General features: G+C 69.7%; 18 protein-coding genes and 1 pseudogene (1 of these 19 cut by a window edge). 9 read left to right on the top strand and 10 right to left on the bottom strand.

Annotation, left to right across the window (positions count from 1 at the left end; all coding sequences use genetic code 11):
• The 5 genes and pseudogenes from E6J58_23515 to E6J58_23495 all read right to left on the bottom strand — a co-directional run.
• Positions 1 to 2,402, bottom strand: a pseudogene (locus tag E6J58_23515) (hypothetical protein) (it extends 94 nt beyond the left edge of the window).
• Positions 2,403 to 2,455: 53 nt separating this feature from the next.
• Positions 2,456 to 3,169: an HAD-IB family hydrolase gene (locus tag E6J58_23510; protein ID TMB32136.1), complete on the bottom strand. Its 714-nt coding sequence runs from the start codon at positions 3,167 to 3,169 to the stop codon at positions 2,456 to 2,458.
• Positions 3,162 to 3,812, bottom strand: coding sequence for a Bax inhibitor-1/YccA family protein (locus tag E6J58_23505; GenBank protein ID TMB32173.1), 651 nt, complete (start codon positions 3,810 to 3,812; stop codon positions 3,162 to 3,164). Before E6J58_23505 ends, E6J58_23510 begins: the two co-directional genes overlap by 8 nt.
• Positions 3,813 to 3,905: 93 nt before the next feature.
• Positions 3,906 to 4,934 carry a hypothetical protein gene (locus E6J58_23500; GenBank protein ID TMB32135.1) on the bottom strand — a complete coding sequence of 343 codons (1,029 nt, stop codon included), beginning with the start codon at positions 4,932 to 4,934 and terminating at the stop codon, positions 3,906 to 3,908.
• The gene (locus E6J58_23495) at positions 4,931 to 5,665 is read right to left on the bottom strand and encodes an iron transporter (GenBank protein ID TMB32134.1); all 735 of its coding nucleotides are present in this window, start codon (positions 5,663 to 5,665) and stop codon (positions 4,931 to 4,933) included. The genes E6J58_23500 and E6J58_23495 overlap by 4 nt, the downstream gene beginning before the upstream one ends.
• Before the next feature lie 73 nt (positions 5,666 to 5,738).
• On the opposite strand from E6J58_23495, the gene E6J58_23490 reads away from it, so the two are divergent.
• The gene (locus E6J58_23490; protein ID TMB32133.1) at positions 5,739 to 7,658 is read left to right on the top strand and encodes a c-type cytochrome; all 1,920 of its coding nucleotides are present in this window, start codon (positions 5,739 to 5,741) and stop codon (positions 7,656 to 7,658) included.
• A gap of 41 nt (positions 7,659 to 7,699) precedes the next feature.
• Here the strand turns inward: E6J58_23490 and E6J58_23485 are convergent, their stop codons facing one another.
• Complete coding sequence (locus E6J58_23485) at positions 7,700 to 9,544, bottom strand: PAS domain S-box protein (GenBank protein TMB32132.1); 1,845 nt, start codon at positions 9,542 to 9,544, stop codon at positions 7,700 to 7,702.
• Here E6J58_23485 and E6J58_23480 point away from each other — a divergent pair.
• Together E6J58_23480 and E6J58_23475 are read left to right on the top strand one after the other, a co-directional pair.
• Complete coding sequence (locus E6J58_23480; protein ID TMB32131.1) at positions 9,543 to 9,704, top strand: redoxin domain-containing protein; 162 nt, start codon at positions 9,543 to 9,545, stop codon at positions 9,702 to 9,704. The genes E6J58_23485 and E6J58_23480 overlap by 2 nt on opposite strands.
• Before the next feature lie 9 nt (positions 9,705 to 9,713).
• Positions 9,714 to 10,019 (top strand): redoxin domain-containing protein, encoded by a 306-nt coding sequence (locus E6J58_23475; protein ID TMB32130.1) that lies wholly within the window; start codon positions 9,714 to 9,716, stop codon positions 10,017 to 10,019.
• A 4-nt stretch (positions 10,020 to 10,023) separates the two neighbouring features.
• Here E6J58_23475 and E6J58_23470 read toward each other — a convergent pair whose 3' ends face one another.
• The 3 genes from E6J58_23470 to E6J58_23460 form a co-directional block, all read right to left on the bottom strand.
• Positions 10,024 to 10,731, bottom strand: coding sequence for a PilZ domain-containing protein (locus E6J58_23470; protein TMB32129.1), 708 nt, complete (start codon positions 10,729 to 10,731; stop codon positions 10,024 to 10,026).
• A gap of 76 nt (positions 10,732 to 10,807) precedes the next feature.
• On the bottom strand, positions 10,808 to 14,200 hold the full coding sequence (locus E6J58_23465) for an ATP-dependent deoxyribonuclease subunit A (GenBank protein TMB32128.1): 3,393 nt from the start codon (positions 14,198 to 14,200) through the stop codon (positions 10,808 to 10,810).
• The gene (locus E6J58_23460; GenBank protein TMB32127.1) at positions 14,197 to 17,334 is read right to left on the bottom strand and encodes a PD-(D/E)XK nuclease family protein; all 3,138 of its coding nucleotides are present in this window, start codon (positions 17,332 to 17,334) and stop codon (positions 14,197 to 14,199) included. The genes E6J58_23465 and E6J58_23460 overlap by 4 nt, the downstream gene beginning before the upstream one ends.
• Positions 17,335 to 17,398: 64 nt before the next feature.
• Between E6J58_23460 and E6J58_23455 the strand changes: the two genes are divergently transcribed.
• From E6J58_23455 to E6J58_23435, 5 genes are read left to right on the top strand one after another with little or no spacing between them, the layout of a single operon-like run.
• A complete protein-coding gene (locus E6J58_23455) occupies positions 17,399 to 19,261 on the top strand; it encodes a rhomboid family intramembrane serine protease (GenBank protein ID TMB32126.1) in 1,863 nt (620 codons plus the stop codon).
• Positions 19,262 to 19,275: 14 nt separating this feature from the next.
• Positions 19,276 to 20,139 (top strand): alpha/beta hydrolase, encoded by an 864-nt coding sequence (locus tag E6J58_23450; GenBank protein TMB32125.1) that lies wholly within the window; start codon positions 19,276 to 19,278, stop codon positions 20,137 to 20,139.
• Complete coding sequence (locus tag E6J58_23445; GenBank protein ID TMB32124.1) at positions 20,120 to 21,322, top strand: HlyD family secretion protein; 1,203 nt, start codon at positions 20,120 to 20,122, stop codon at positions 21,320 to 21,322. The genes E6J58_23450 and E6J58_23445 overlap by 20 nt, the downstream gene beginning before the upstream one ends.
• On the top strand, positions 21,319 to 22,935 hold the full coding sequence (locus tag E6J58_23440; GenBank protein TMB32123.1) for a DHA2 family efflux MFS transporter permease subunit: 1,617 nt from the start codon (positions 21,319 to 21,321) through the stop codon (positions 22,933 to 22,935). The genes E6J58_23445 and E6J58_23440 overlap by 4 nt, the downstream gene beginning before the upstream one ends.
• A gap of 21 nt (positions 22,936 to 22,956) precedes the next feature.
• Positions 22,957 to 23,580 carry a YcxB family protein gene (locus E6J58_23435; GenBank protein ID TMB32122.1) on the top strand — a complete coding sequence of 208 codons (624 nt, stop codon included), beginning with the start codon at positions 22,957 to 22,959 and terminating at the stop codon, positions 23,578 to 23,580.
• 12 nt (positions 23,581 to 23,592) lie between these two features.
• Here the strand turns inward: E6J58_23435 and E6J58_23430 are convergent, their stop codons facing one another.
• A complete protein-coding gene (locus E6J58_23430) occupies positions 23,593 to 24,126 on the bottom strand; it encodes a YceI family protein (protein ID TMB32121.1) in 534 nt (177 codons plus the stop codon).
• 84 nt (positions 24,127 to 24,210) lie between these two features.
• On the opposite strand from E6J58_23430, the gene E6J58_23425 reads away from it, so the two are divergent.
• The gene (locus tag E6J58_23425) at positions 24,211 to 24,375 is read left to right on the top strand and encodes a DUF1931 domain-containing protein (protein ID TMB32172.1); all 165 of its coding nucleotides are present in this window, start codon (positions 24,211 to 24,213) and stop codon (positions 24,373 to 24,375) included.
• Positions 24,376 to 24,709: the final 334 nt, after the last annotated feature.

Genomic DNA, 24,709 nt, shown 5'->3' with positions numbered 1-24,709 from the left:
GGGACCTCGAAGGCAGCGGACGCCCCTGATCCGTCGCCGGTGCCGGTGCGCCCGTTGCCGGCCCACGACTTCACCATCGTGCTCCCCGCGGTGCTGCCGGGACTGATCCAGCGGAGACGGTGGCTGCCGGGATCCGAGAGGATCAACCCGTTGTTGAACCAGAGCAGCCCCATCTGCGGCTGCAGTTGCGCGGCCGTTCCCGGGCCATCTCCGAATCCGAGCCCACCCTTCACCAGCGTCGTCACCGTCCGTGAAGCGTCGGTGCCGATCACCTTGATCATGCCCGTGGAGCTGGCGAGGAAGAACACCCGCCCGTCGGGCGCGACGGCCACGGCGGTCGGCCAGTAGAAATTGGCCACGGTCAGCCCGGGGCCGTCGGCGTCCTCACCATTGTGCGTGATGGCCAACGTGGTCACTGCCCGGGTGGTGACGTCCAGCACGCGGATGGCATGGTTGGAGGAGTCGGCGATCACGATGTGCGTCGCGTCCAGCCACGCCATTCCCATCGGATAGGAAAGGCGGGCAGCGCTGCCGATCCCATCGGCCCAGGTCCCCGCAAAGTATGCGCCGGCGACGGTCGTCACCGTGCGGTTGGCGTCGTTCGCCACTTTCCGGATCACGCAGTTGTGGGTGTCGGCCACGTAGACGTTGCCGGCCGCGTCGGGAAGCACCGCCGTCGGTCCGAAGAACCGCGACGAGAGGCCGGGAACGCTGTCGAACCTCGGATCCCCGCTCGGGTTGCCGTCGCCCGCAAAGGGCCAGACCGTGCTGCCGTTGGTCTGCCAGATTCGGTTCGCCCGCGCGTCGGCGATCACGAACGTGCCGTCCGGCATCTGCGCGAGCCCTGCAGGTCCGGACATTCCGCCGACCAGCGTGCGCACGGAAGAGGCCCACTGCGCGGCGGGTGGCGGAGAAGCGGGTCCGCTGACGGACAGCAGCACCGACGGGATGGGGAGCTGAAGACCGAGCTTCAAGAGATTGGCCGTCATCCGCTCGACGCGCGCATCGCGCAACGGTCCATCGAGGCCGCGGGGCCAATAGATGCTGCCGGCGCCGAAGACCAGTGCCCCGCTCGGCGCCGTGTAGACGGTTGCCTCGGCGTAGCCGGGCTTCCCCTCGGCGTCCACCAGCGGAGAGCGGGCGACGACCTCGACCGGCGAGGGCGTGTCGAGCTCGAAGGTGCGGTCGTACTCGTAACCGACGAGCTGGGGGATGCTGTCGCCCTGCCTGAGGCCGGTGCCCTCGTACATGGCATGCCCGGGATCGAGAACCGTCCAGGCCTGGCCGAACAGCATCCAGCTCTCGTACATCGTGCCGACGAGCTCCTCTTCCGGGCGATTGATCGGCGAGTCCCGGAATCGGCCCGTCTGCTGGGGCGTGCCGGCGAGCGGATCGTTCTGCGGCTTCCGCTTGTAGCAGGTGACCAGGCGCGCGTTGCCGTCGACGCCGGGATTGGAGAGGCGGACCTTCCAGTACCCGGCGTTCGCGCCGAAGAAATAGATGGGCATGCCCGCGTCGCGGGCGGAGTCGATGGCGTCGCGCTGCTCGACCGCCCAGTACTCGTCGTGCCCCGGGGAGACGAAAGCACCGCGGCGGAGCAGGGTGCCGTCACCCTCGCGGGCGATGTCGAGGTTCGTGGTGTACGTCACGTCGTAGCCGTAGCGCTCGAGGTACCGCGCCATCAACGCCTCGTACCGCAGGACCTGTCCGCTGCCGTCGTCGCTCGCGTACGGCCGATCGAAGCTCACCTGCACGGCGAATGCGCCGGGCGGGTCGTAGAGGCCGGTGCCGCCCCAGTTGTTGTAGGCCTGCGCCGTGAGCACCGCCGAGTTCATCACCAGATCTGCCGGGCGATCGTCCTTGACCACCAGCGGAATCAAGATGCCGATCTTGTCCTCGCGCACGATGCGAATGAGGTGCAGGCCGCTCACGGCATCCTGCGGCACCGTCACCGAGAACGTCGGCGACCAGGAGCAGCGGACGAGACCGGTGCCGGCATCCTTCGGGCAGGCCGGCTGCGAGCCCGCTTGCGCCGTTCCGCTGGTGAGAGCGCGCGCGCCATCGCCGCCGTACCAACCGAGGCGATAGAGCGTCCAGCTCATCTGGCAGCCGCGGTCCGAGCGCACCATCAGCTTGACCGTGTCGCCGGCCTTCGCACTGACGCGGTTTGCGTACGCTTCGATCTGCGCCGCCCACGGGTTGGAGAATCCGCGGTTCCACGACGGGTCGCCGCGTTGCTGGTTCTCCCCCGGAATCGGGTTGGCGTATCCCTCGCGCGGCGGCGGCCAGCGAGCTCCGTCGGGAGGTTTCCCTGCGTCGGGAAGGATGGGATCGACGAGCGATCCCGCCTGTCGACACGCGAACGCAAGGATGACGCATGCCCCAACACCCGCCCACCGCATGGTCGGAAGCTGGGCAGCACGGCGAGCGGGAGCAAGCCGCGAGAAACGGACGGTCAGCGCGGCAAGTGTTTACGGCCCGTCAGAGTGAGATCGAGGATGGGCCATTCGTAGGCGCGCGCGTGCGAGCGCAGCCGGCGGTCGGGATTCACGACCGTCGGCCTTCCAACCACCGTCAGCATCGGATAGTCGGAAAGTGAATCGCTGTAGGCATGGGACAGGTCGAGGCGCAGGCCGTGTCGGACGCAATAGTCGCGCACGCGGTTGGCCTTGTTGGCTCCCTCGACGATCGGCGGGATGACCTTGCCGGTGGCGAAGCCTTCCACGAACTGGAGCGAGTTCGCGATCAGATCGTCGGCGCCCAGGTATTCCTGAAGGGGCCGCATGGTGATGTCGATGGCCCCCGTGCAGAGGACGATCTTGCATCCCGCCTTCCGGCATTCCGCGATGATGTCCAGCGCGCCGGGATAGACGGCGGGCTTGAGCACCTTGTCACAGAGATCCTGGGCAAGCTCGACCAGACGGTCCTCGGAAAGCCCGCGGTAGGCGCGGTAGAACAGCTCGTTGAACGCCTTGCGGTTCATCCGGTCGGTGAGCGCGTAGAGAGGCGCCATCGCGAGCCCGCGGATCAGGCGCTGGGCGGTCCCGAAGATCGTTCCACGGTGGAAGACGTAGTAGGCGTACGCGTCGACGACGTTGGTGGAGATCAGCGTGCCGTCGACGTCGAAGAAGGCACCGCGATCGAAGCGCTTCTGCGCGCTCTCACTCACGGCGCCGGCCCATGAACCGGAGCAGGAACAGGAACAGGTTCACGAAGTCCAGGTAGAGCGCGAGCGCCCCGACCAGCGCGTGGCGCTCCTCGCCCTGCTCGCCCAGCGCGCGCAGCTTCTGCGTGTCGTAGGCCGTGAGGCCGGCAAAGATGACCACGCCAGCGCAGGACATGACGAACTCGACCGCGTTGCTGCGCAGGAACAGGTTCACGATGCTGGCGAGGATGACCCCGATGAGGCCGATGAAGAGGAAGCTGCGCCAGGCGTCCAGGTTCCGCTTCGTCACCGTCCCGTAAACGGAGAGACCGAAGAACGCGCCCCCGGTGATGAACAAGGTCGAGGCGATCGAGGTGGCGGTGTACGCGAGCAGATAGACGGAGAAGGTGACGCCGGAGAGGGCGCAGTAGGCGAGGAACATTCCCACTGCGGCGCCGAGCGACGCGCGCTGGACGACCGAGGCGAACATCCACACCAGCACCAGCTCCGCGATCCCTACGGCCCAGAAGAGGCCGGTCACTCCCACGAGATGGCCGTCCTCGATGCGGTAGAAGGCCGACAAAAGGCCGGGCGTGTTGGTCACCGCCCAGGCCACGATTCCGGTCAGCGCCAGGCCGAAGGCCATCCAGCGGTAGACCGAGGCCATGAACTCCGCGGTGCGGGTGCGGCCGATGGGTGCTGCCGAAGACCAACCGTCCATGTCGCTGTTCCTCCTCGAGTCCCCGAAGGAGCGTAACCGTCAGGGTCCGCGTCCGCCACCGCCGAGCTCTTCCCAAAGAGCGGCAACCCCCGCACAGCGCGCCGTGAAGACCGCTGCCAGCGCGGAGAATCCGGTGAGCGAGACGCCCGCGGCGAACCAGAGGCACGAGAACGTCTCCAGCGCCTGCGCGCACTCGCGCTCGAGTCGATGGAGCGGCGGCTCTCCCGCGGGCGCGGGCGGACACAGCGCCTCGATCCACGGCGATGGCGTCCCCCGGCGCATCGACGCCCAGCGGACGGGCTGCCAGGTCCCGAGCGCACCCAGCAGCGCTTCGGCGTCTTCGCCCAGCCTGCCTTCGGCTGCTTCCTCGCGGAAGAGCCGGAGGGCGGCGGCCACGCGCAGGGATTGCGAGAGGCCGGCGTAGAACGTGCGGAAAGCGGGCTCCGCTGTCGCCGGATTTTCCGCCAACAGTCGCGCGAGCCACTCCTCCTGGGCGAAGGCGAAGTTTTCGCCGCGCTCATCCATCTCGCGGATCAGGTCCGGGCCCCGCGCGGGCGGAAGCGCGCCCGCATCGGGGTCCTCGGGCAGAAGGAGCAGCGATGACGCGGAAGCGAGCCCGACCAGACGCAGGAGCGACGCGTGCGCCGCCACCAGCGCCGCGGCGGTGCCACCCTGCGTCGACTCGCGGCTCAGGGCAATGAAGAGGCCGGCTTCGGCGTGCGCCCGGCGCTTGAGCTCGCCGCGCTGTTGCGTGCGCTCGGGACGCGCACCGATGCCGTCGAGCACCGGTGGACCGGGTGGAAGCGGCGGCCGGGGCGCGAGCCCGCGCGCGAGCACCACGTCCCATCCCGGCGCTCCTTCCCACGCGTAGACGTCCGATTGCTGCGCGAGCGCCTCCAGCTCGGCGAGCGCCATGTCCGCCGGCTCGTGGCGGGTGAGCGGGAGCGCCGCGGACACGGCATCGAGAAACAGCTCGGCCACCTGGCGCGAGGTAGCCTCGCGCTCCGCGAAATCCGGGCGAAATGCGCCGAGCAGCGCCCGCGCAAGGGTTTCCTCCGCGGAAGTCATCCCGCGATCAGCCTTCCGGCGAAGAAGGTGGCAGCGGCTGCGATGGCTCCGACCAGGACCGTCTCCAAGCCGCTGCGCAGCCAGGGGCGCCCCGTCATTCGCGTCTTCGCCGATCCGGCGACGAACAGCGCCACGAGCGTGCATCCGACGGAAAGCGCGAACGCAGTGGGGACTGCGATGTGGAGCGCGTATGGGATGACGGGAAAGCTCGCGCCCAGGGCGTACGCCAGCGCCACGACCAGGCCGGATCGAAGGGGCGCTCCCGTCGGCCCTGCGGTCAGGCCGAGCTCTTCAGTCATCATCGTGTCCACCCAGAACACCGGGTCCGCGGTGACGTGCTGGACCATCTGCTCCAGCGCCTGCCCGCGAAATCCCTTGCGGGCGAAGATGGTGCGCACCTCCTTGCGCTCTTCGTCGGGGAACTCGCGCACCTCGCGCTCCTCGCGTTCCCGCTCGCGGAGGATGAACTCCTGCTCGCTCTTGACCGCGAGGAACGCGCCGAGGCCCATGGCGATGGTCCCGCCGATCAGCTCGGCCAGGCCGGCGAGCAAGACGATGCGGGTGGAGAACGCCGCGCCGTGGACGCCGGAGACGACGGCGAAGGCGGCCACCAGGCCGTCGTTCGCGCCGAACACGAGGTCGCGCAGCGAACGGCCGCCAGGACTGTGCGCCGCCTCCGTGTGCGTTGCGCCGTCCTCCCGTGTGCGGATGAAGTGCTTGGGCAGCCGCATGTGCGCAGCGCGACGACTTGCCACGTCTGCGGGGGAGTGACAACAGGCCGCCTGCCCACTATTCTAGCCGGAGATGTTGAGAATGATTCTCAGTCTCACTCTCGTCGCGGCCGCGGCGCGAGCGCAGCCTGGCGAGGCGCAGTCGCTGCGGCGGGTGGTGGCGCTCCTCGACTACGTCGCCGGCGACTATGCGCGCGCGGTCGGCGAGCATGGCGAGGTCCTCTCGCAGGCGGAGCACGTCGAGCAGATCGGATTCGTCGAGGATGCCGCTCGCGAGCTGCGCGCGGACGTGAACGGCCGCGGGGAGGATCTGGCGCGCCGGCTGGACGCCCTGAAGAAGCAGGTGGCGGACCGCGCGCCGCCCGCGGAGGTCGCCCGCGGCGCCCGGGGCATCCGCGACGAGATCGTGCAGCGCTTCAACGTCATCCTCCTGCCGCAGCGCGCCCCCGATCCGGGTCGCGGCGCCCGGTTGTACGCGCAGGCTTGCGCCGCGTGCCACGGCGTGGATGGGCATCCGAACCTCGCGCTCGAGCTTCCCACGAAGCCGCCGGACTTCCGGACGGAGGCAGGGCCGCTGACGCCGCAGCGGATCTTCAGCGCGGCGACGTACGGCGTTCCCAAGACGGCGATGCCCGCGTTCGATTCCGCCCTCACCGACGAAGAGCGCTGGGACGTGGCTTTCTACGTGCTTTCGCTGGCGCATCCGGCCGCTTCCCCCCGCGGTCTCGAGCTGGCCCGCGCGGCGCTGCTGCCCAGCCGGTACGCCGACCTGGCGACGATGTCGGACGACGATCTCCGCGCGCGGCTCGCCGCAGCGGGACTGGGCGCGGGCGAGCAGGAACAGGCCCTCGCGGCGGTGCGCGCCGGTCCATTCGCCGAGGACGTCCAGGGCTCCCCGTTCGGGCTTTCGCAAGCTCGCGCGGCGGTGCGCACCGCCGTCGCGCTTGCGCGCAAGAGCGATCGCGCTGGCGCGAGGCGCACGCTGATCTCCGCCTACCTCGATCATTTCGAGCCGCACGAAGCGGCGCTCCGCGCCAGGGACGCAGAGCTCGTCCAGGAGGTGGAAGGCTCCTTTCTCGCTCTGCGCGCAGCCATCGACGGGCGGCAGCCGGACCTGGAAGCGCGCGCGGCCCGGCTCGATGGCCTGCTGGAAAAAGCCGATGCCCGCGGACCCGGCGGGGGGCTTGTTGCGTTCGTAGCCGCGCTGGCGATCGCGCTGCGCGAAGGAGTGGAGGCGGCGCTGCTGGTGGCGGCGATGCTCGCGCTCTTGCGCAAGGCCGGCCGCGAGGGCGACGCGCGAGCCGTGCACGTCGGCTGGATTTCCGCGCTGCTCGCCGGCGCTTTGACGTGGTGGGCATCGGGCATGCTGCTCCTGCACCTGTCCGGCGCGAGCCGGGAGCTCGCCGAGGGAGTCTTGCAGCTCGTCACCGCCGCACTGCTGCTCTACGCGAGCCATTGGCTGCTCGCGTCGCTCTCCGCGCGAAGGCTGGTGTCGTTCCTCTCGGCGAAGACGATGGCCGCGGGAAGCGCGGCCGTGATCCTCGGGCTCACCTTCGCCGCCGTCTACCGCGAGATGTTCGAGGTGGTCCTCTTCTTCCGCGGGCTCCTCCTCGAAGCGCCCGGCAACGGCGCGGCGGTCGCGGCTGGAGCGCTGGCGGGGCTGCTCGCGCTGATTGCGCTGGTGGCGGCGTTCCAGCGACTCGGGCGAAAGCTGCAGCCGCGCCCGCTGCTCGTCACCTGCGGCGTGCTGCTCTGCGCGCTGGCCGTGCTGATGGTGGGGCACGGGGTGCGCTCGCTGCAGGTTCTCGGCGCGCTGCCGCTGACGATCTGGGGCGCCTTCCAGGTCCCGGCGCTGGGGCTCTACGCGACGCGAGAGGGACTTTGCGCGCAGGCGTTCGTCGTCGTTGCGCTCATCGCGTCGGCGCTGTGGACGGCGCTTCGCCGGGATCGGCGAGATGGACCCGCCGATCGGCAGGCCGCTGCAGCCGCTTGATGCTTCGTACAGTGTTCGCTCGTGACGCCGTCGGAGAGATGCTACTTGTGGCGGCCCTTGCGGGGGAGTGCGACGGTGAATTTGGTGCCGTCGCCGTCATTCGAGGTCACCTCGATGCTGCCGCCGTGCGCAAGGACGATCTGCTGGACGATGAAGAGGCCGAGGCCCAGTCCTCCGGAGCGCGCGTCCCCGCGCCGTCCGGGCTCGAAGATGTGCGAGAGCACTTCGTGCGGGATGGGTGGACCGCCGTTGTGCGTCTCCAAAACCACGACGTCGGCCTCGCCGCGCAAGGTGACCTTCACGTCGCCGTCGCTGTGCTGCACGGCGTTGCCGACCAGATTGGAGATCACCTGCGCGATCCGGTCGGGGTCCCAGTCGCCCCAGAGATCGCCGTTCGCTTCGAGCTTGACCTGGCGCGTGAAGGCGAACTCCAGCTCTTCCACCGTCTGCTCGCAGATCTGCCGCAGGTCGATCCGGCGCCGGTGGATGGGGAATTCGCCGCCGAGCTTCGACCGCGCGAAGTCCAGCAGATCGTCAATCATCCGCGCCATCCGGTCGGCGCTGGAAGCGATGCGCGCCACCACGCGCGCCTGGCGCTCGGGAAGCTCCCCGTACCGGAGCAACAGGTGCGCGGAGGTCACGATCGCGGTCAACGGGTTGCGCAGGTCGTGGCTGACGATGCCGACGAAATGCTCGCGGAAGCGCGCCGTCCGCGCCGCCTGCGTTTCCCGCTGCTTGCGATCGCTGATGTCCACCAGGATGGCGATGGAGCCGGAAACCGCCCCGCCCGGATCTCGCAGCGGCGCCACGGAAAGCGCGAGGTCGATCTCCGTCCCGTCCTTGCGCCTGCGGCGCACCTCGCGATTGCGGATCACCTGGCCCGCGAGCGTCTCCTCCTGGATTGCCGCCGACTCCTCCCGCAGGTCGGGAGGCACCAGCGGAAGCGGCCGTCCGAGGACCTCGATCCGGGGCCAACCGAACAGCTCTTCGGCGGCGCGGTTCCAGATCTGCACCCTGCCGTCGCGATCGATCGACACGATCGGCAAGGGGGATGCCTCGATCAGCGACTCGAACGTGCGCAGGGTGTGCTCGAGGCGCGCCTGAGGACCCTCGCCCGTGAGGAGCGCTGCCGCCCGCGTCGCGATGGCGCGAAGGAAGCGCTTTTCGTCCTCATTGAATTTCCAGGCCGTCTGCGAGGAGACGCGCAATGCCCCGAGCACCTCTTCGCCCAATCGCAACGGCACCGCGTACACGGCGCGCGCGCCCTCGCTGTCCGCGACCTCGACGATCGCTCGCTCATCGACGGCCCGCGCGGACACGCTGTGGGCACCCGCCGCTTCCGTGGGCAGCTCGAGGCCAGCGGTTGCCCGCACCATCAAGGCGTCGTGCTCGGCGATCAGCAGCGCCGCGGAGTCCGCGGCAAGCGTCCCTTCCACGGCGAGCTGCGGAAGAGCGCGCGCCGACGTGTCGGATAGCGCACGCTCCAGAGCATCGAGAGCGCGGTGGGGCGTGGTGAGCGTTTCCAGCGTTGCTGCCTCGGCAGCGTCGACTTCCTGGCACAACGTGCGCGCCTCGGGGACGGTCAACGCTCCCTTCTCGCAAAGCTCGAGGATCGACTCGCGCAAGGTCGAGCAGAGCCGCGAGGCTTCCGCGGGCTCGACACCGGCGCAGGCTTCAGCGACGACACGCGCAACGCGCTGCGCGACGCGGTCGCGTCCGCCGCCGCGGAGGAGCCCGGCAAGCTGCCGGGCTGCGCCTGCCTCGCCCGCCATCGAACAAGAACTTACGCATCGGCGCCCGGGAGGCGGAGCGGGGATCGCCCGCTTCCGCCCAGCGGGCGATCGAGCGGCTGACCGCGGCGGGTTCCCGATATATGTTACGGGCATGACACCCGCCCTGCTGATGGCCCTCGTGGCCGCGGTGGCGCCTGGGCAAAAGGCGCCGGCGTTCTCCGTGGAGACGACGAGCGGAAAGAAGACGCTCGACGACTACAAGGGGCAAACGCTGGTGCTCGCCTTCTTCCCCAAGGCGTTCACCGGAGGCTGAACCAAGGAGATGTCGGCGTTCCGCGATGTGCAGACGAAGTTCGCCGACAAGAACGCCCAGGTCCTGGGCGTCTCGATGGACGACCTGGAGACGCAGAAGCGTTTCGCGCAAAGCCTGAATCTGCCCTTCCCCCTCGGCGCAGATCCCGCCGGAGAGACGGCGGACAAGTACGGCGTGCGCAAGGGGACGTACGCCGGCCGGGTGACTTTCGTGATCGGCGGCGACGGACAGGTGCTCAAGGTCGTCGAAGGCAAGGACGCCCTCGATCCCAGTCCGGCCCTCGACGCGTGCCCGCTGCACCGCAAGAAGACGTAGGCGGCTACCCGGCGCCGGCGGCGCGCTCGCGCTCGCGCGGCGGCACGGGATCGAGCAGCCCCCGCTCGCCGCAGCAGGTGGGCGGGTGTGTACCCTCCCACGCCGCCGCCCAGAGCTCCTCCGTTTCGACGAGGAGCCGCGCGACGGCGTTGCGCCCGACGGAGTCTGACCTATCGAACTGCACGCCCATCTCGCCGTCCTCGACCCAGACGACGTGCGCGTACGACAGGTCGTGGAAGGCCAACCCGCCGGCGGAGAGAATCCTGAGCTCGATGCGATCCCCGGAAGCGAATCCGAACATTCCGCGGAGACGAGCTCCACCGGGGCTGAGGTCGCGCATGCGGCCCGTGCTCACGCGGTGCCCCGATCGCGCTTCCACGGGCTCGTCGCAGCCGATGCGGACGCCGCGCCGCACCGCCTCCGTCGGCGGGATCTCGCGCAGCGGGCGCGTATCGGCAATCTGAAGCCAGGTGCCGGCTCCCTCCACGCGCCCGGCGACGCGCCCGTGCAAGAGGCGGGTGACATCGCCCTGATCGAACGTCATCGAGAGGCAGACGGGCGTATCGGGAAGGAAACGCAGCTGGTCGTCGCGGACGAAGAACAGCGACTCGCCGCGGACGTCGTGGATGTGCGCGCGAGCCTGCTCGAGATTGGCGAATCGGTAGCGGAGTCGCGTGTCGCTGCGGCCCTGGACGGTCAAGATCCCTCCCATGCGAGGACGCGGCTACATGAACCAGAACAGGGTGTAAAAAAACAAGGACCACGGGTGCGTCGCGGACGCAGTTCCGTCACACCGCCAGCAGCGCACCCTTCGCCGGCAGCCCGGTAGCCGCCGTGATCGCGCGGCAGTAGAGCCGGACCTGCGCGGCGTACTGCGGGTGGGATTCCGGCCGCGCATCGGTCTTGAAATCGACCACCGTCCAGCCCTCGCCGTCACGGAAGGCGAGGTCGACGACGCCTTCGAGCAGCGTGCCGTCGTCGAGGCGATGGACGACAGGGTCCTCACGCCGGCACTCGCTCGACTCTGCCGCGCGGCGGAGCAACGGGTGCGCGAGGGCGGCCTCGACCGCGTGCGCCGCGGCTTCCACTTCCTCGACGGTCGCGCCCACCAGGCGTCCCTGCACCGCTGCGGCGCTCGCGATCGCGCCGGACGTCGCGCGCAGATCGATCCCCGCGAGCACCGAGTGCACCAGCGTCCCGAAGCGCCTGCCGCCGGGACGCGATGAAGTCCGGACCTCGACTGCCGCCAGTTCGACAGCCTCCGCCGCGGTCGAGGGAGCGCGGGCGGTGGCTGTCTCGACGTGCAGCGATGGACGCTGGCCGCGCTCGACGGTATCGCTGCGTCGCTTCTGCCATTGCTCGTGACCCTGAGCCGCGACTCGGGCGGCGCCTTCGTCGACGAGCAGCAGATCGCGCTCGCGCATCCAGTTCTCCACCTCGCGATCGAGCTCGAGCGACCGCGGGTCCCACCAGACCACCTGGTGCCCGCCCGACTGCGGACGATGAAGCCCCGGCGGCACGGCGAGCGCCGTCAAAGCTCCCTCGGGCCGATCGATGACCGCCTCGTTGCCAAAGGTTGGACATCCCGGAGCCGCGCCAGCCTTGCTCCGAAGGAGCGGCGCCGGATGGAGCACGGGATTCAGCGGCGCAAGCCAACCCTGCAGCTCCTCGTCGGCGACCACCGGAGCCACCAGGAGGTCGCGCGCCCGAGTCGAGGCCACGTAGGCGACGCGAATCACCTCTTCCCGGTCGCGCTGCAAGAGCGCCGGCGCATCCGCGAGCAACTCGCCCGGAGCGCACCCGGCGAGCGGCATTGCCCACACTTTCCGCTCGGGATCCACGAAACGCGACGGCAGGCGAGGCGCCGCGGGCGCGCAGGGATCGCAGAGGATCACGACGGGGAACTCGAGCCCCTTGGCCTTGTGTACGCTCATGATCCGGACGCCCTCGGCGCCTTCCTCGACGACCGGCGCTTCCGCTGCGTCGCCGCGCTCTGCCTCGGCGGTGAGCCGATCGACGAACGCGCGGAAGCTGCTCGCGCCGGCCATCTCGAAACGGCGAGCCAGATCGAGCACGCGGAGGACGTTTGCCAGCGCCTGTTCTCCCGCGGGCCGCAGGGCGATACCGGCATGGGCGCGCGTCGCGTCGAGCAGCCGCGAGAAGGTGGCCGCGATGGGCCGGCGGTTGCGCTGCCGATGCAGCTCGCCGAGCAGCGCAAGGGCGTCGAAGACGGCGGACTCGGCGGGACCGGCGTTCGCCGGCCGGGGACGAAGCGGATGCAGCCGTCCATGTCGCTCGCGGAAGAGGAACAACGCGTCGTCGCCCAGCGCGAAGAGCGGCCCTTTGAGAACGGCGAATACGGCCAGCTCGTCGTCGGGCCACTCGATGGCGGTGGCGGCGGCGCGCATCGCCAGCACTTCCTCTCGCGCGTGGTACGACCGCCCGCCGACGAGCACGTGCGGGATCCGCCGCGCTTCCAGCGCGTGGACGTATCCGCGGGTGAGGTCGCCGCCGTAGTTCCGCATGCGCTTGAAGAGCAGGCACACGTGCCGCGCCTCCACCGGCACCGGCTCCTTGCGGTCGCGCTCGCTCACCTTCCAGCCACTCTTCGTCAGCAGCCAATCGATGAACGCCGCTACCGCGTCCGGATACGACTCCTCGATGCGGAAGTTCGCGACCTTCTCCCGCTCGCCGTAGATCCTCGGCGCCGGCAATGCGACGACCGCCGGCTGGCCTTGCACTTCGCTCCGAAAGGGATGGAGCGCGACGTAGCTGGCCTGCGTGCCCCCCTGCATCACCGGCGCGAACGCCGCGTTCACGGCCTCCTGGATGGACGGGCTGGACCGGAAGCTCGTGGTGAGGTGGAGAAGCTCGGCTCCAGCCGAGAGCAGGAGCTGCTTCACGTCCTCGTAGAGCGCGATGTCCGCGCGCCGGAATCGGTAGATCGATTGCTTGGGGTCGCCGACGACGAAGAGCTTGCCGGGAGCGGGCCGGGCGTTTCTCCAGCTCGACTCCGAGGGATCCTCCGACGCGATCAGGAGAAGGATCTCGGCCTGCAACGGATCGGTGTCCTGGAACTCGTCCACCAGCACATGGGTGAACCGTTGCGAGAGCTCCGCCCGGACTGCGGCGTCGTCGCGGACGAGATCCCTCGCCCGCAAGAGCAGGTCGAGGAAGTCGAGACACCCGGCGCCGCGCTTCAGCTCCTCGTACGCGTCGGACAGCGGGCGAAGCTCCTCTCGCAGGCAGGCGGCGAGGTCGGAATCGGCGCGGTCGAGAAATGCCTGCAGCTCGGCCTTGATCGCGTCGCGCTGCGCGAGCACCGACGCCTTTTCCAGATCCCTGGCGAACCATTTTCCGCCGCCGCGCCAGTTCCAGAGGCGCCGGCGGCAGAGCTCGTGCAGCTCCGCCTCGAGTCCGTCGCCGTCGCGAGGGCGCACGCTTTCGCGGCGCCGCAGCTCGGCGACCCAGCGGGCGATGCCGGCGATCGATTGCGCCGCCCAGTCGTCGGGACGCTGCGCCCTCTGCGCGAGCTCACCGAGCTCTGCGAGGCGCGCGATCTGCTGCTCCAGGCCTGCCTCGCGATCGAACGGTTCGCGCCGCCAAGGTCCCGAGAAGTCGCGGTGCTCCGAGAGGTCGCGCCCGGCCTGCCGGAGCAGCTCGCGGGGCGGCGTATCTCCGGGGCGCACCTTTCGCCGCAGGAGCCTGCGCACGCCCTCCAGCGGCGAGGCGATCACCCGCTGGAACCAGCCGTCGAAGGCCTGGTCGAAGAGCCGATCCTGCTCTTCTCCTGCGGCCACTTCGAACACCGGATCGACGCGGGCTTCCACGGGCCGTTCCCGGAGGAGGTCGGCGCAGAAGGAATGGATGGTACCGATGGGAGCGGCCTCCAGCCGTTCCAGGGCGGCCGTCAGCCGGTCGCGCTCTTCGACGGTGGCCGCCGCGCGCGCCTCCTCCAGCTCGGATCGCAGGCGCAGTTTCATTTCACCCGCCGCCAGGTCGGTGAAGGTGACGGACAGGATGCGATCGAGCGTGGTCCGGCCGGTGCGGACGAGCGCGACGATCCGCGCCACGAGCTCGGTGGTCTTGCCGGTGCCAGCGGCCGCCTCCACCACCAGGGTGGCGCCGAGATCCGTCTGGATGCGCTCCCGCGCCCTGGCGTCGGCGAGGGTGGAGGTCATGGCATGCTCCTGAGCTGCACCAGGGCTTGCAGCGCTTCCGCCGGCTTGCGCCGGGTCCGTTCCCACTCGGAAGGCCCGCAGACGGCGAGGTAGTCGCACCGCCCGCATTCCCTCTCGTCGCGCGGAGCGGCGGGGAGGAAGCCGCTGGAGACGCCCTCGCTCACCGTCTTCGCCAGCTGCGCCACGCTGCCGCGCGCTGCCACCTCGAGCGCGACCGAGACCGATTCGAACTCGCCGGCATAGGTGCAGTAGTAGAGGCGCCCTCCTTCGACGCGCGATCCGGGGAAGAGCTTCTCGAGGGCGAGCGCGTACAGCGCCGGCTGCAGGGTGGCGCCGCCGCCGATCACGGTGCCCTGCTGCGCCCAGGCCTTGCCGGTCTTGTGGTCGGTGGCCCGCAGCGCACCGTCCGGCGCGCGCTCCACCAGATCGATCGAGCCGCGCAGGCGGATGCCTTCGTCGAGCGCGACCGGATCCTTGGTGCTGTGCGGATCGCGCTGCGTGGTCTCCGGCAGGCCGAACGACAGCTCGAATCGCCACGGAGCCCAGCCGTCATCCTCGCTGATCCGCCGCAGCCACTCGCGCAGGTCGACCTTCACGCCGGCGATGCAATCGTTCCAGACCCGCTCGATGGCCGGCGCCAGCTTGTCCTGCCAGCGGCTGGCGACGCGATCCACCACCGCCTCGAGGCGCTGCTGCGCCGCGCCCGGATCGCGAATGGGCAACGCGCCCACCTCCGACAGTTCGCGCAGCAATTCGTATTGCGCTTCGTGGATCAGCGAGCCTCGCGACAGCGGGTCGATCTCGTCGATCCCTTCCGGAACCTCCCGTGGCGCCAGCCGGTGGATGGCCTGCAGGACGAACTTGTACGGACACGCGGAGTAGTTCTGCAGCGCCGTGGGAGAGTACGGGCGCGCCTGGGGCTGGTGCGCCTGCAGCGCCTGAAGAGCTTCGTCCGCGGGCTGCACCAGCCCATCGGCGGGCGTCCAGCGGCGGAGCCACCGGCGAGCACGGCTGCGCAAGGCGCGGCAGAGGTGGGCGTTTGCGGCAAGCAGGTACGCCGCTGTTCCCTTGCTCTCCTGAGGATCCCGAAATGCNNCATCCCCGGGATTCGCGGGCGCCGGCCACCCTGCCCTCGCCGGAGCCGCCTGCTCGGCGCGCCGCGACAGCTCGGAGAACGGCGGCAGCGTCCCTTCCGCGGCGCGAACCACCTCGAGCCCGTAGAACGACGGCACCCGCGCCCGTCCCTGCGCGAGGTCGATCCGCGGCCAGGAAAGGACGAGCTTGCCTCGGGCCGAGCCCGCCGCCAGCCTCAGCGCGAGCCGCTCCGCCGCGATGCGATCGATGGACGTCTCCAGCTGCGCGAGATCGCGCCGCTCGGCGTCTCGCAAGAGCGGATCTTCCATCACCTTCTGCGGGAAGACCTTCTCCGCCAGACCGGGCACGAACACCGTCTCGAAACTGAGGCCGCGCACCGCTGCGACGGGCGCGACGAACACCTTGCCGTGTCGCTTGCCGGAGGGCGGAATGGACAGCTCGGTCAGCCGGCGCGCGAGAACCAAGCGCACTTCGGCGAGGGAGACGGGCCCGACCGGACCCATGGGAGCAAGCTCGGCGAGCAGCGAGAGGACGCGCGCAGGGTCTCGCAGAGCGCGGGTGGCGAGCGCGCTGAGCGGGTCCAGCCACGCAGCCCAGGTCGCGCTCGCGGGAAGCGACGCGAGCGCATCGAGCAGAGGCAGCGCGAAGTCGCGGAGCGATCCAAGGTCCGCGACCTCGCGCTCGATGCGCTGGGCCTTGGCCTCGTCTTCGGCGAAGGCGGAGAGAGTGGTTCGAAGCTGCGCCTCGAGCCCGTCCAGCCTCCGCTTCCAGCGGTCCCGGCCGCCGATCACCGCCGCATCGATCAGGAGCTGCTCCCAGCGCCACGGAGCACGCAGGGTGCCAGCCACCACCGGCGCCTCGAAGTCTTCCGACGCCCCGCCGTCTTCCGCGGGAGCGGGGTCCTCCGGCAGGGCCGGAGTGAGCTCCGTATCCGGCGGCACCCAGCGATCACCGGAAGGCGGCGCTTGCGGCGGCGCGCCGGAGACGGCCTGCGGAACCTCGCCCAGGCTCAGGTACTCGGCGAACCGGCGCGCGGAGAGGCCGTCGGCGGCGCAGGCAAGCAGCGCGAGAAAGGCGCGTCCGGCGGGATTGGGCTTCTGCGTTCCCGAGGCGAAGTGCGCGGGGATTCCGGCGCGCACGAACGCCTCCTCGAGCAGCGGTCGATACTGGAACGGCGACCGGAGCAGCACCGCCATCCCGTCGAACGGAACGCCTCGCTCCGCTTCGCTGCGCACCAGGCGGGCAATCTCGACGCATTCGCGGCTTTCTCCCGGCGCGGAGAGGAGGATGACGTCGTCGCCCGACGCCGCAACGGGCGCGGTCCCTTCGACGAACAGCCGCTGTTGCACTCGAGCCAGCGAGGTGTCCGCCGCCTCCCGCAGCGGGCGCGGCGCGACGTCGAGAGCGCGCGAGATTCGCGTCGCATCCGCCGCCGGGGCGATGGCCAGGACCGGTCCGCGGAGTCGGGCGATGAAACGCTCTTCGAGCGCAGCGCGGAGTGGAAGATCGACCAGCAGCGCCGGCAGATCCAGCAGCGGCGACTCCGCTTCCAGGGCGAGCCGGAAGACCGCAGCACGGTCGGCCAGGGCTGCCCGTCCCAGCTCGGTCTCGTATGCGTCGAGTACCCGCCCGAGATCTCCACCAGGTCGCGCTCCCGCGAGGCGCAACTCCTGGATCGTCCTCGAAAGCGCCCGGGGCAGGCCCGGCTGGGTGGCGACGGGATCGAATTTCCCCAGCCGGCCGCGGAGCTGATGGACGACTCGCGCACACACGGCCTCCACGCCGAGCGGCGACAGCGGAGACAGGCCGCGCTCGGCCATGGCCTCGGCAGCAATGACGGCGGCCAGGCGCCCCAGCGTGAACCGCTGCCAGCCGAAAGCCGCCCCCGAATCGGCGGCCGCGCCGCGGACGACCTCCGCCGCCGCCTCCTGCGTGCCGGCGACGACGAGAGCACGTCCCGCCGGGCCGCGCTCCCGCAGCCAGGCACGCGCCAAATCGAGCCGGGCGGAGGCCGCCGCGGATGTGACCAGCTCCCTCACATCGCACAGCCTACCCTATGGGTCCGACATTCCCCGCCGACTTCCGTTTTGCGAGAGTAGAAAAATGCTCCTGATCCCGGTGCGCGTCGAGGACGCGGAAGTCGACCGGATGCCCGCGGTTTCCATCGGGATCGCCGCCGTCTGCGCCGCCGCGTTCGTGCTCACCTGGGTGGTGCCGAAGAACCCGGACGGCATGCGCGCCGAGAGCTTCCGGGAAATCCTCCGATATTACGAGGAGCATCCCTACCTGACCGTGCAGCCGAACTTTGTCTACGACTACGTGCGGCCCGAAGCGCGCGCGACTCTGGAAGGGATGCACGAGGACCCGCCGGTCACCGTCGACGAGGCCACTCGCGCGCTCGAGCAGACGCACCTCGACTCCCTGATCGGAGACTTCTCCACGAGGGCGGAAGCCGCGCCGTTGCGCCGTTTCGGCCTGGTCCCGGCGCGGGGGCTGCTGCAGCCCGGCTGGCTGACGCACATGTTCCTGCACTTCGGATGGATGCACATCCTCGGGAACCTCTTCTTCTTCTATCTGGTGGGGCCGCTGCTCGAGGATCTGTGGGGGCGCCGCTTCTTCGCCGTCTTCTACCTGGTGGGCGGCCTGATGGCGGCGCTGGCGCACTTCGGGATCGATCCGCGCTCGACGGTGCTCATGGCGGGCGCCTCGGGCGCGATCGCGGCGTGCATGGGCGCGTTCACGTACCGGTGCGCGAACCGCAAGATTCGCATGGCGTACATGATCGGCTTCATCCGCCGGGGCACGTTCCTGATCCCTGCCTGGCTCTGGGGCGGATTCTGGTTCGCCGGCGAGGTCTTCAGCCTGGCCATGCATCAGACCGAGGGTGTGGCGGTGATGGCGCACGTGGGCGGCTTCCTCTTCGGATTCGCTGCCGCCACGCTGATCCAGAAGACCGGGTACGAGGCGCGGTCGCTTGCGCCGTCGGTGCAGCAAAAGACGACGTGGACGCAGCATCCCGGAACCGAGCTGGCTCGCGCCGCCCTCGAGCGGGGCGACAATGCCGGTGCGGCGCAGGCCTACCGGACCGTCCTCGCGGAGCAGCCGCTGGATCGGGAGGGGGCCGTGGGGCTCTCGCGCATCGAGCAGGATCCGGCGCCCGCCCTTCCGCTGCTGCAGAACCTGGCGACGAGAGGCGACCTTGCCCAGGCGTGGCTGGTGGCTCTGGAGCTTGGGGCGGCGTTCGACCCCGATCGCGTGCCGGACAAACTCGCCTATCAGCTCGCCGGCGCCACCGATGCGGCATCGGATGCCGGCGATCTTCCAAACCTCCTCGACGCTGCCGTCGGACGCAGGAAGGGGGCGCTCGCGGCGAAGGCCCTGCTGCGCGCGGCAAAGCGGTGTCTGGCATCCGGCGGTACCGACGAAGGGCAGGCGCACCTCGACGCGGCGCGCGCGCTGCCGGATCTTGCGCCCCAGATGCTCGCGCAGATCGAAGCCGCCGCCGGAGGCCGCGATCGTCCGGCTGCAGCGCCCGCGGCCGCCGCCGGTCCCGCCGCGGCGGTGCGCGTGCTCGCGGGCAAGCTCATCCGGGTGGCCGAGGACGCCCTTCACGTCGAGGTCTCGCCGGGAAAGACCCGGCGCATCGAGTTCAAGCGCCTCGTCGGCGTCGCGGCTGGAGTCGTCGCCACCGCCGAGGGTTCCGCCATCCTCACCGACTTCGTGCTGAGCTGGGGGAATGGCAGCGAAGGCCCCTCGGCACTCCGCATTCCCGGCGCGCAGCTCGGCCTGGGATCGCTCTTTCCAGGCGTGCCCTCGCGGGAGGCGTATTCGAAGTTCCTCGCGCATGTGCTGGCGAGGATCGTCGGGGATCCGTTGCCCAGCCGGGACGCGCTGGCCGCCGGCGAATACCCCCGTTTTCCCAGCATCGCGGCGCTGAACACGGCGTTCTACGGAAACGCGCGTTAGAAGCCCGGTTTCGTATGGGCGAATTGCTCCGCATCCCTGCGCGCGGAGATGGCTTCGCGCTCGCCGCGGAGCTGTTCTTTCCCTCGTCGCCCCCGAAGGCGGCGGTGCTGGTGGCCGGCGCGATGGGCGTAAAGGCAAGCTTCTACGCGCCTCTCGCGGAATACATGTCCCGGCGAGGCGCGGCCGCCCTCACCGTCGACTATCGCGGCATCGGCGGCTCCCGTCCCCGCCGGTCGCTGCGGCACTTCCACGCCACGTTCCACGACTGGGGCGAGCGCGACCTGGCCGGTGCGCTCGAGTGGCTGGCGTGGCGCGTGCCGGAAGTTCCGCTCCTCTGGGTCGGCCACAGCGCCGGCGCGCAGTTGATGGGGCTCGTGCCGGACCCCGCGATCGGGGCCGCGTTGTTCGTCGCCGCCGGGACGGCGTACTGGAAAGGATATCGCGGCCTTCCCCGCGCGATCATGGCGTCGCTCTGGTACGCGCTCTTTCCCGCGGTGCTTGGGATCGCGGGCTACCTGCCGATGAGCAAGCTCGGCCAAGGCGAGGACATCCCCGTGGGCGTGGCGCGCGAGTGGGCGCAGTGGGGGCGCGATCCGCGCTACGTCTACAGTTACGCGGAGCCGCGCGGAGGTCTCGGGTACTCCCGGTACGAAGGTCCGCTGCTGGCGATCTCCATTGCCGATGACAAATATGCACCGCCGGCTTCGACCGCGCATCTATTGTCGCTGTACAAGCGCGCGCGCAAGGAGCAGCGCACCATCCGGCCGGCGGGAAAGCCGATCGGACACTTTGGCTTCTTTCGCCGGCCCGACCTCTGGGAGGAGCCGGTGAGCTGGCTGCTCGGGAGAGTCGACGGGAATGTCCGAACCGCACGCTGAAGAAACCCCGCATGGAGACGGCGGCCAGGCTCCCGCGGAGCACGAGCAGACTGAGCGAACCAGGAAGCCGGGTGCGAGGGTCCGGATCGGGGTGGGCCTCGCGCTGGTGGCGGTCGCCGCTCTGCTCTGGTGGCTGCACGCCCGCAAGTTCGAGGACACCGACGACGCCCAGGTGGATGGATACATCACCGCGGTCTCCTCGCGTGTTCCCGGCACGGTGCTCCGCGTGCTCGTCGAGGACAACCAGCCGGTGAAGCAAGGCGACGTGCTGGTCGAGCTGGACGCCGCCGACCTGGAGGTCGCAGCCGCCCAGGCGCGCGCAGCGGTGGCGCAGGCCCAGGCGGCATTCGCCGCGGAGCAGCCGAGCGTCTCCATCACCGCGACCTCGAACCGCGCGACCGTGCAGAGCACCGAGGACGAGGTCGCAAACACCGAAGCCGACCTCGAGGCGGCGCGGCGCGATCTCGATCAGGCGCTTGCCAGCAACCGATTCGCGCAGCAACAGAAGGAACGGGCCTCCCAGCTGCTCGCCTCCAACACCGTCCCGCAAGCGGAGTTCGATCAGCGTGCCAGCGCCGCGGACGTGGCGCAGGCCGCGGTGGCCGCGGCGCGCAAGCGCGTCGATCAGCGGCAGGCGCGACTGCAGACGGCGCAGGCGCGCCTCGTCGAGGCGCGGGCGAATGCCCCACGGCAGCTCGTGGCCCGGGAAGCGGGCGTCTCCGTCCGCCAGGCAAACCTGGAATTGGCGCAGGCCCAGCTTCACCAGGCGCAGCTCAACCTCGGCTACGCGAAAGTGGTCGCGCCGGTGGCGGGCATCGTGGGCAAGCGATCGGTGAACGTCGGCGACCGCGTGCAGCCCGGCCAGCAGCTGATGTCGCTCACGCAGAACGGCGAGCTGTGGGTCACCGCGAACTTCCGGGAAACGCAGATCGAGCGGATGCGACAGGGACAGCACGCATCCGTCCACGTCGACGCGATCGACCGCGACTACGAGGGTATCGTCGAGAGCTTCGCGGGCGCGACCGGCTCCCGCTACAGCCTGCTGCCTCCGGAGAACGCGAGCGGCAATTACGTCAAGGTCGTCCAGCGCATTCCGGTGCGCATCAAGCTCGAGCAAGGACAGCCGGAGATGGAACGCCTGCGTCCCGGCATGTCGGCGGAGCCCAAGGTCCGCGTGCGATGACCCCCCAGGAAGCTGCGGCGATCAGCCCCGAGGAGTCGCTCCGGATCACGCACGAGCAGGGCTGGACCGGCGGTCACAATCCCTGGGTGGTGGCGCTGGTCGTGACCATGGCGACGTTCATGGAGGTCCTCGACACCGCCATCGCGAACGTCTCCCTGCCGCACATCGCGGGCAGCTTGTCCGCGAGCATCGACGAATCCACCTGGGTGCTCACGAGCTACCTGGTCTCGAACGCGGTGGTGCTCCCGATCAGCGGCTGGCTGGCGACGCGCATCGGCCGCAAGCGGTTCTATCTCACCTGCGTGATGCTCTTCACCATCAGCTCGTTCCTCTGCGGGCTGGCGCCGAACCTCGGGCTTCTAGTCTTCTTCCGCGTGCTGCAGGGCATCGGCGGCGGCGGGCTCGGGCCCTCGGAACAGGCGATCCTCGCGGACACCTTCCCGCCCGCCAAGCGCGGAATGGCGTTCGCGGTGTACGGCATGGCCGTCGTCCTTGCGCCGGCCATCGGGCCAACCCTGGGCGGGTTCATCACCGACCACTACTCGTGGCGCTGGGTCTTCTTCATCAACGTGCCGGTGGGGATCGCCTCGATGTTGCTGTCGTCGCGCATCCTCGTCGACCCGCCGCACCTGGTGGAGGCGAAGAAGCGCGTCGGTCCCATCGACGGTGTCGGCCTTGGCCTGATCGCGGTGGGCCTCGGCGCGCTCGAGTACGTGCTCGACAAGGGGCAGGAGGACGACTGGTTCAACTCGCACACCATCGTGATCTTCGCGACGGTCGCGGCGGTCGCGCTGGTGACGTTCGTGCTCTGGGAATGGCGGCAGGAGCACCCGGTGGTCGAGGTGCGCCTGTTCAAGAGCGCGACGTTCGCGGTGTCAAATCTCATGATGCTGGTGCTGGGCATGGCGCTCTACGGGAGCACCGTGCTCCTGCCCCAGTACCTCCAAGTCTGGATGGGCTACTCCGCGCAGGACGCCGGGATGGTGCTCTCGCCCGGCGGGTTCACGGTCATTCTGCTATTGCCGCTGGTCGGGCGGCTGGTCTCCAAGGTCGACCCGCGATACCTGATCGCCTTCGGCTTTCTGATCCTCTCGGCGGCGCTGTTCCACATGGCGCACACGCTGTATCCGGGGATCGACTTCCGGACGGCGGTCCTGATCCGGATCTACCAGAGCGCCGGGCTGGCGTTCCTCTTCGTTCCCATCAACACCATGGTGTACAGCGGCGTGCCGCCCCAGAAGAACAACCAGGTTTCCGGCATCGTGAACCTCGCCCGGAACATGGGAGGCGATCTCGGCATCGCGCTGGTGACGACGCTCATCGCCCGGCGCTCCCAGTTCCATCAGGCGCGCCTGGCCGAGCACGTCGTGCCCTCGGGCGACCTCGGCGCGCGTCTGGCGGGGATTGCAGAGCACCTGCAGCAGATGGGCATCGGGGCGGCGCAGGCGACGAAGATGGCGTATGGGCAGATCTACGCGCAGGTAATCAAGCAAGCGCAGACGCTGGCGTACCTCGACGCGCTGCTCATGCTCTCGATCTTCGCGGCGATCATGGTTCCTTTGGTGCTGATGACGCGCCGGGTAAAGCCCGGAGCAGCAGCGATGGGACATTGATCCTGGGCGATACTGCTGTGCATGAGGATCGCGTACGCCCTCGGCGAGGACGACCTGGCCGCGGTGCTGATGCAGCAGACGCTTTGGCGGCGGGACCGCGTTCGCGCCTGGTTCGAGCGCATTCGGACCGGACCGGTCTGGCGACACCTCATGGTCAACGTCGGTCCGGGCGCGCTGTTCGGACTGATGCTGTATCCGGTCTGGCTGTGGCAGGTTCGCGGAAGCTGTCCGCGCTCGCCGGTCGGCGGGATCTACGTCGGCGCCTTGGCCATCGCCGTCGTGCTCGGAACGGCTCTCCAGCGGTGGAGGGCGCCGCCCAGGCTCCGATTCAAGGCGGTCCATCGCTGGTCGGCGAGACGCCGCCTGGAGCGGTCCCGTGCCCGATCGGTGCTTGGCGACGTACAGGTCGCGGTCGAGGAAACCGGCTTGCTGCGCGTCAACTCGACCGGCGAGCTCAGGGTGCCATGGTCCGAGGTCATCGCGGTATTGAAGTCGCGCTCGATGCTGACCATCCTGCTTTCGCACGACCGCGTGATCGTTGCGCCGCGCCGCGCCTTTCACGACGACGCTGCCGCTCGCGCCTTCCAGCGCGAGATCGAGCGACGCAGCTCGAAGCAGGCCATCGAGGTGGCCGACACGCCTTGACGCCTGCGACGGTCAATCCGGCCACGGAGCAGTCATCGTCACCGCCACGTCGGGCTTGATGCGCAGGGCGCCGAGCATGGCGGTATACGGGCGGATGCCGAAGTCCGGCTGGTGGATCACGGTCTCGATCACCGCGCGGTCGCCCTCGCGGCGCGCGAGCAGGCTCAACGGGCGTTCGCGGCCGCGGATCGAGAGCGTGCCGTCGATTTGCATCTCGGCCGGCGCCACGGTGGCCGCCACGGTGCTCGACCGGAAATCGATTGCGGGATGCCTGCGCGCGTCGAGCACGTCCCGTGCAATGGTCGCCTCGATCTCGCGGCGATCCCTCTCGGACAGGGCGCGCAAGTCGTCCTTGCCGCCGGCGCGTGCGCAGACGACGCGGAGCGAGGACGCGTCGAACCGGGCGTGAATGCCCTGGTCATCGACGGCGATCTCGAATCGCTCGACGCGGAGCTTGAGATCGTGGGCCACGCGCGAGAGGAGGCCGGCCTTGTACGTGAAGAGCAGGCACTCCGCCGTCGTCGCGTCGAAAGAGACCGGCTTCATAGAGAGAAAAGTTTCCCGACGGGGGCTCGACACCACTTCTACCCGGAGCCAAAGATGGCCAAGAAGTCGCTGGAATCGCTCGTCATCGCAAGCAAGGCGAAGGGCGTCCTCAAGAAGGCGGGTTGCAATACCGCCGGAGACGCGTTCGCCGCCCTCAACGAATACATGTACTGGCTCCTGGAGCAGGCGGCAAAGCGCGCCAAGGCGAACGGCCGCAAGACCGTACGCCGCCACGACTTCATGAGCTGAGCTGCCGTTCGGCCAGCGTCCGCTCTCGACACGGACGCTGGCCTGGCGCTCGCCGTCAGGGGGCGCTGGCTGCCTCGAGCACGCCGAAGCTGCCGTTGCGGAAGGAGACCAGGACCTTGCCGCCCTCAATGGCCAGAGCGCGTTCCATGGCGACGTGGGCGACCTCCGGGTGGCTGCTGGTGTCCGTCAAGTAATTGAGGTCCTGCGCCTGTCCGCCGCTGTAGAGCGCGGCATGGAGCCCGAAGACGTAGGTGTCGGAGGTGCGTCCGGCGAAGTAGCCGTCGAAGTCGACGGAGCCGGCAATGGTCCCGTCGTCGGCGAGGTCGTTTGCCTC

The organism is Deltaproteobacteria bacterium (assembly GCA_005879535.1).
Taxonomy (GTDB): domain Bacteria; phylum Myxococcota; class Myxococcia; order Myxococcales; family 40CM-4-68-19; genus 40CM-4-68-19.
This window is presented reverse-complemented; position numbering and strand designations above follow the sequence as displayed.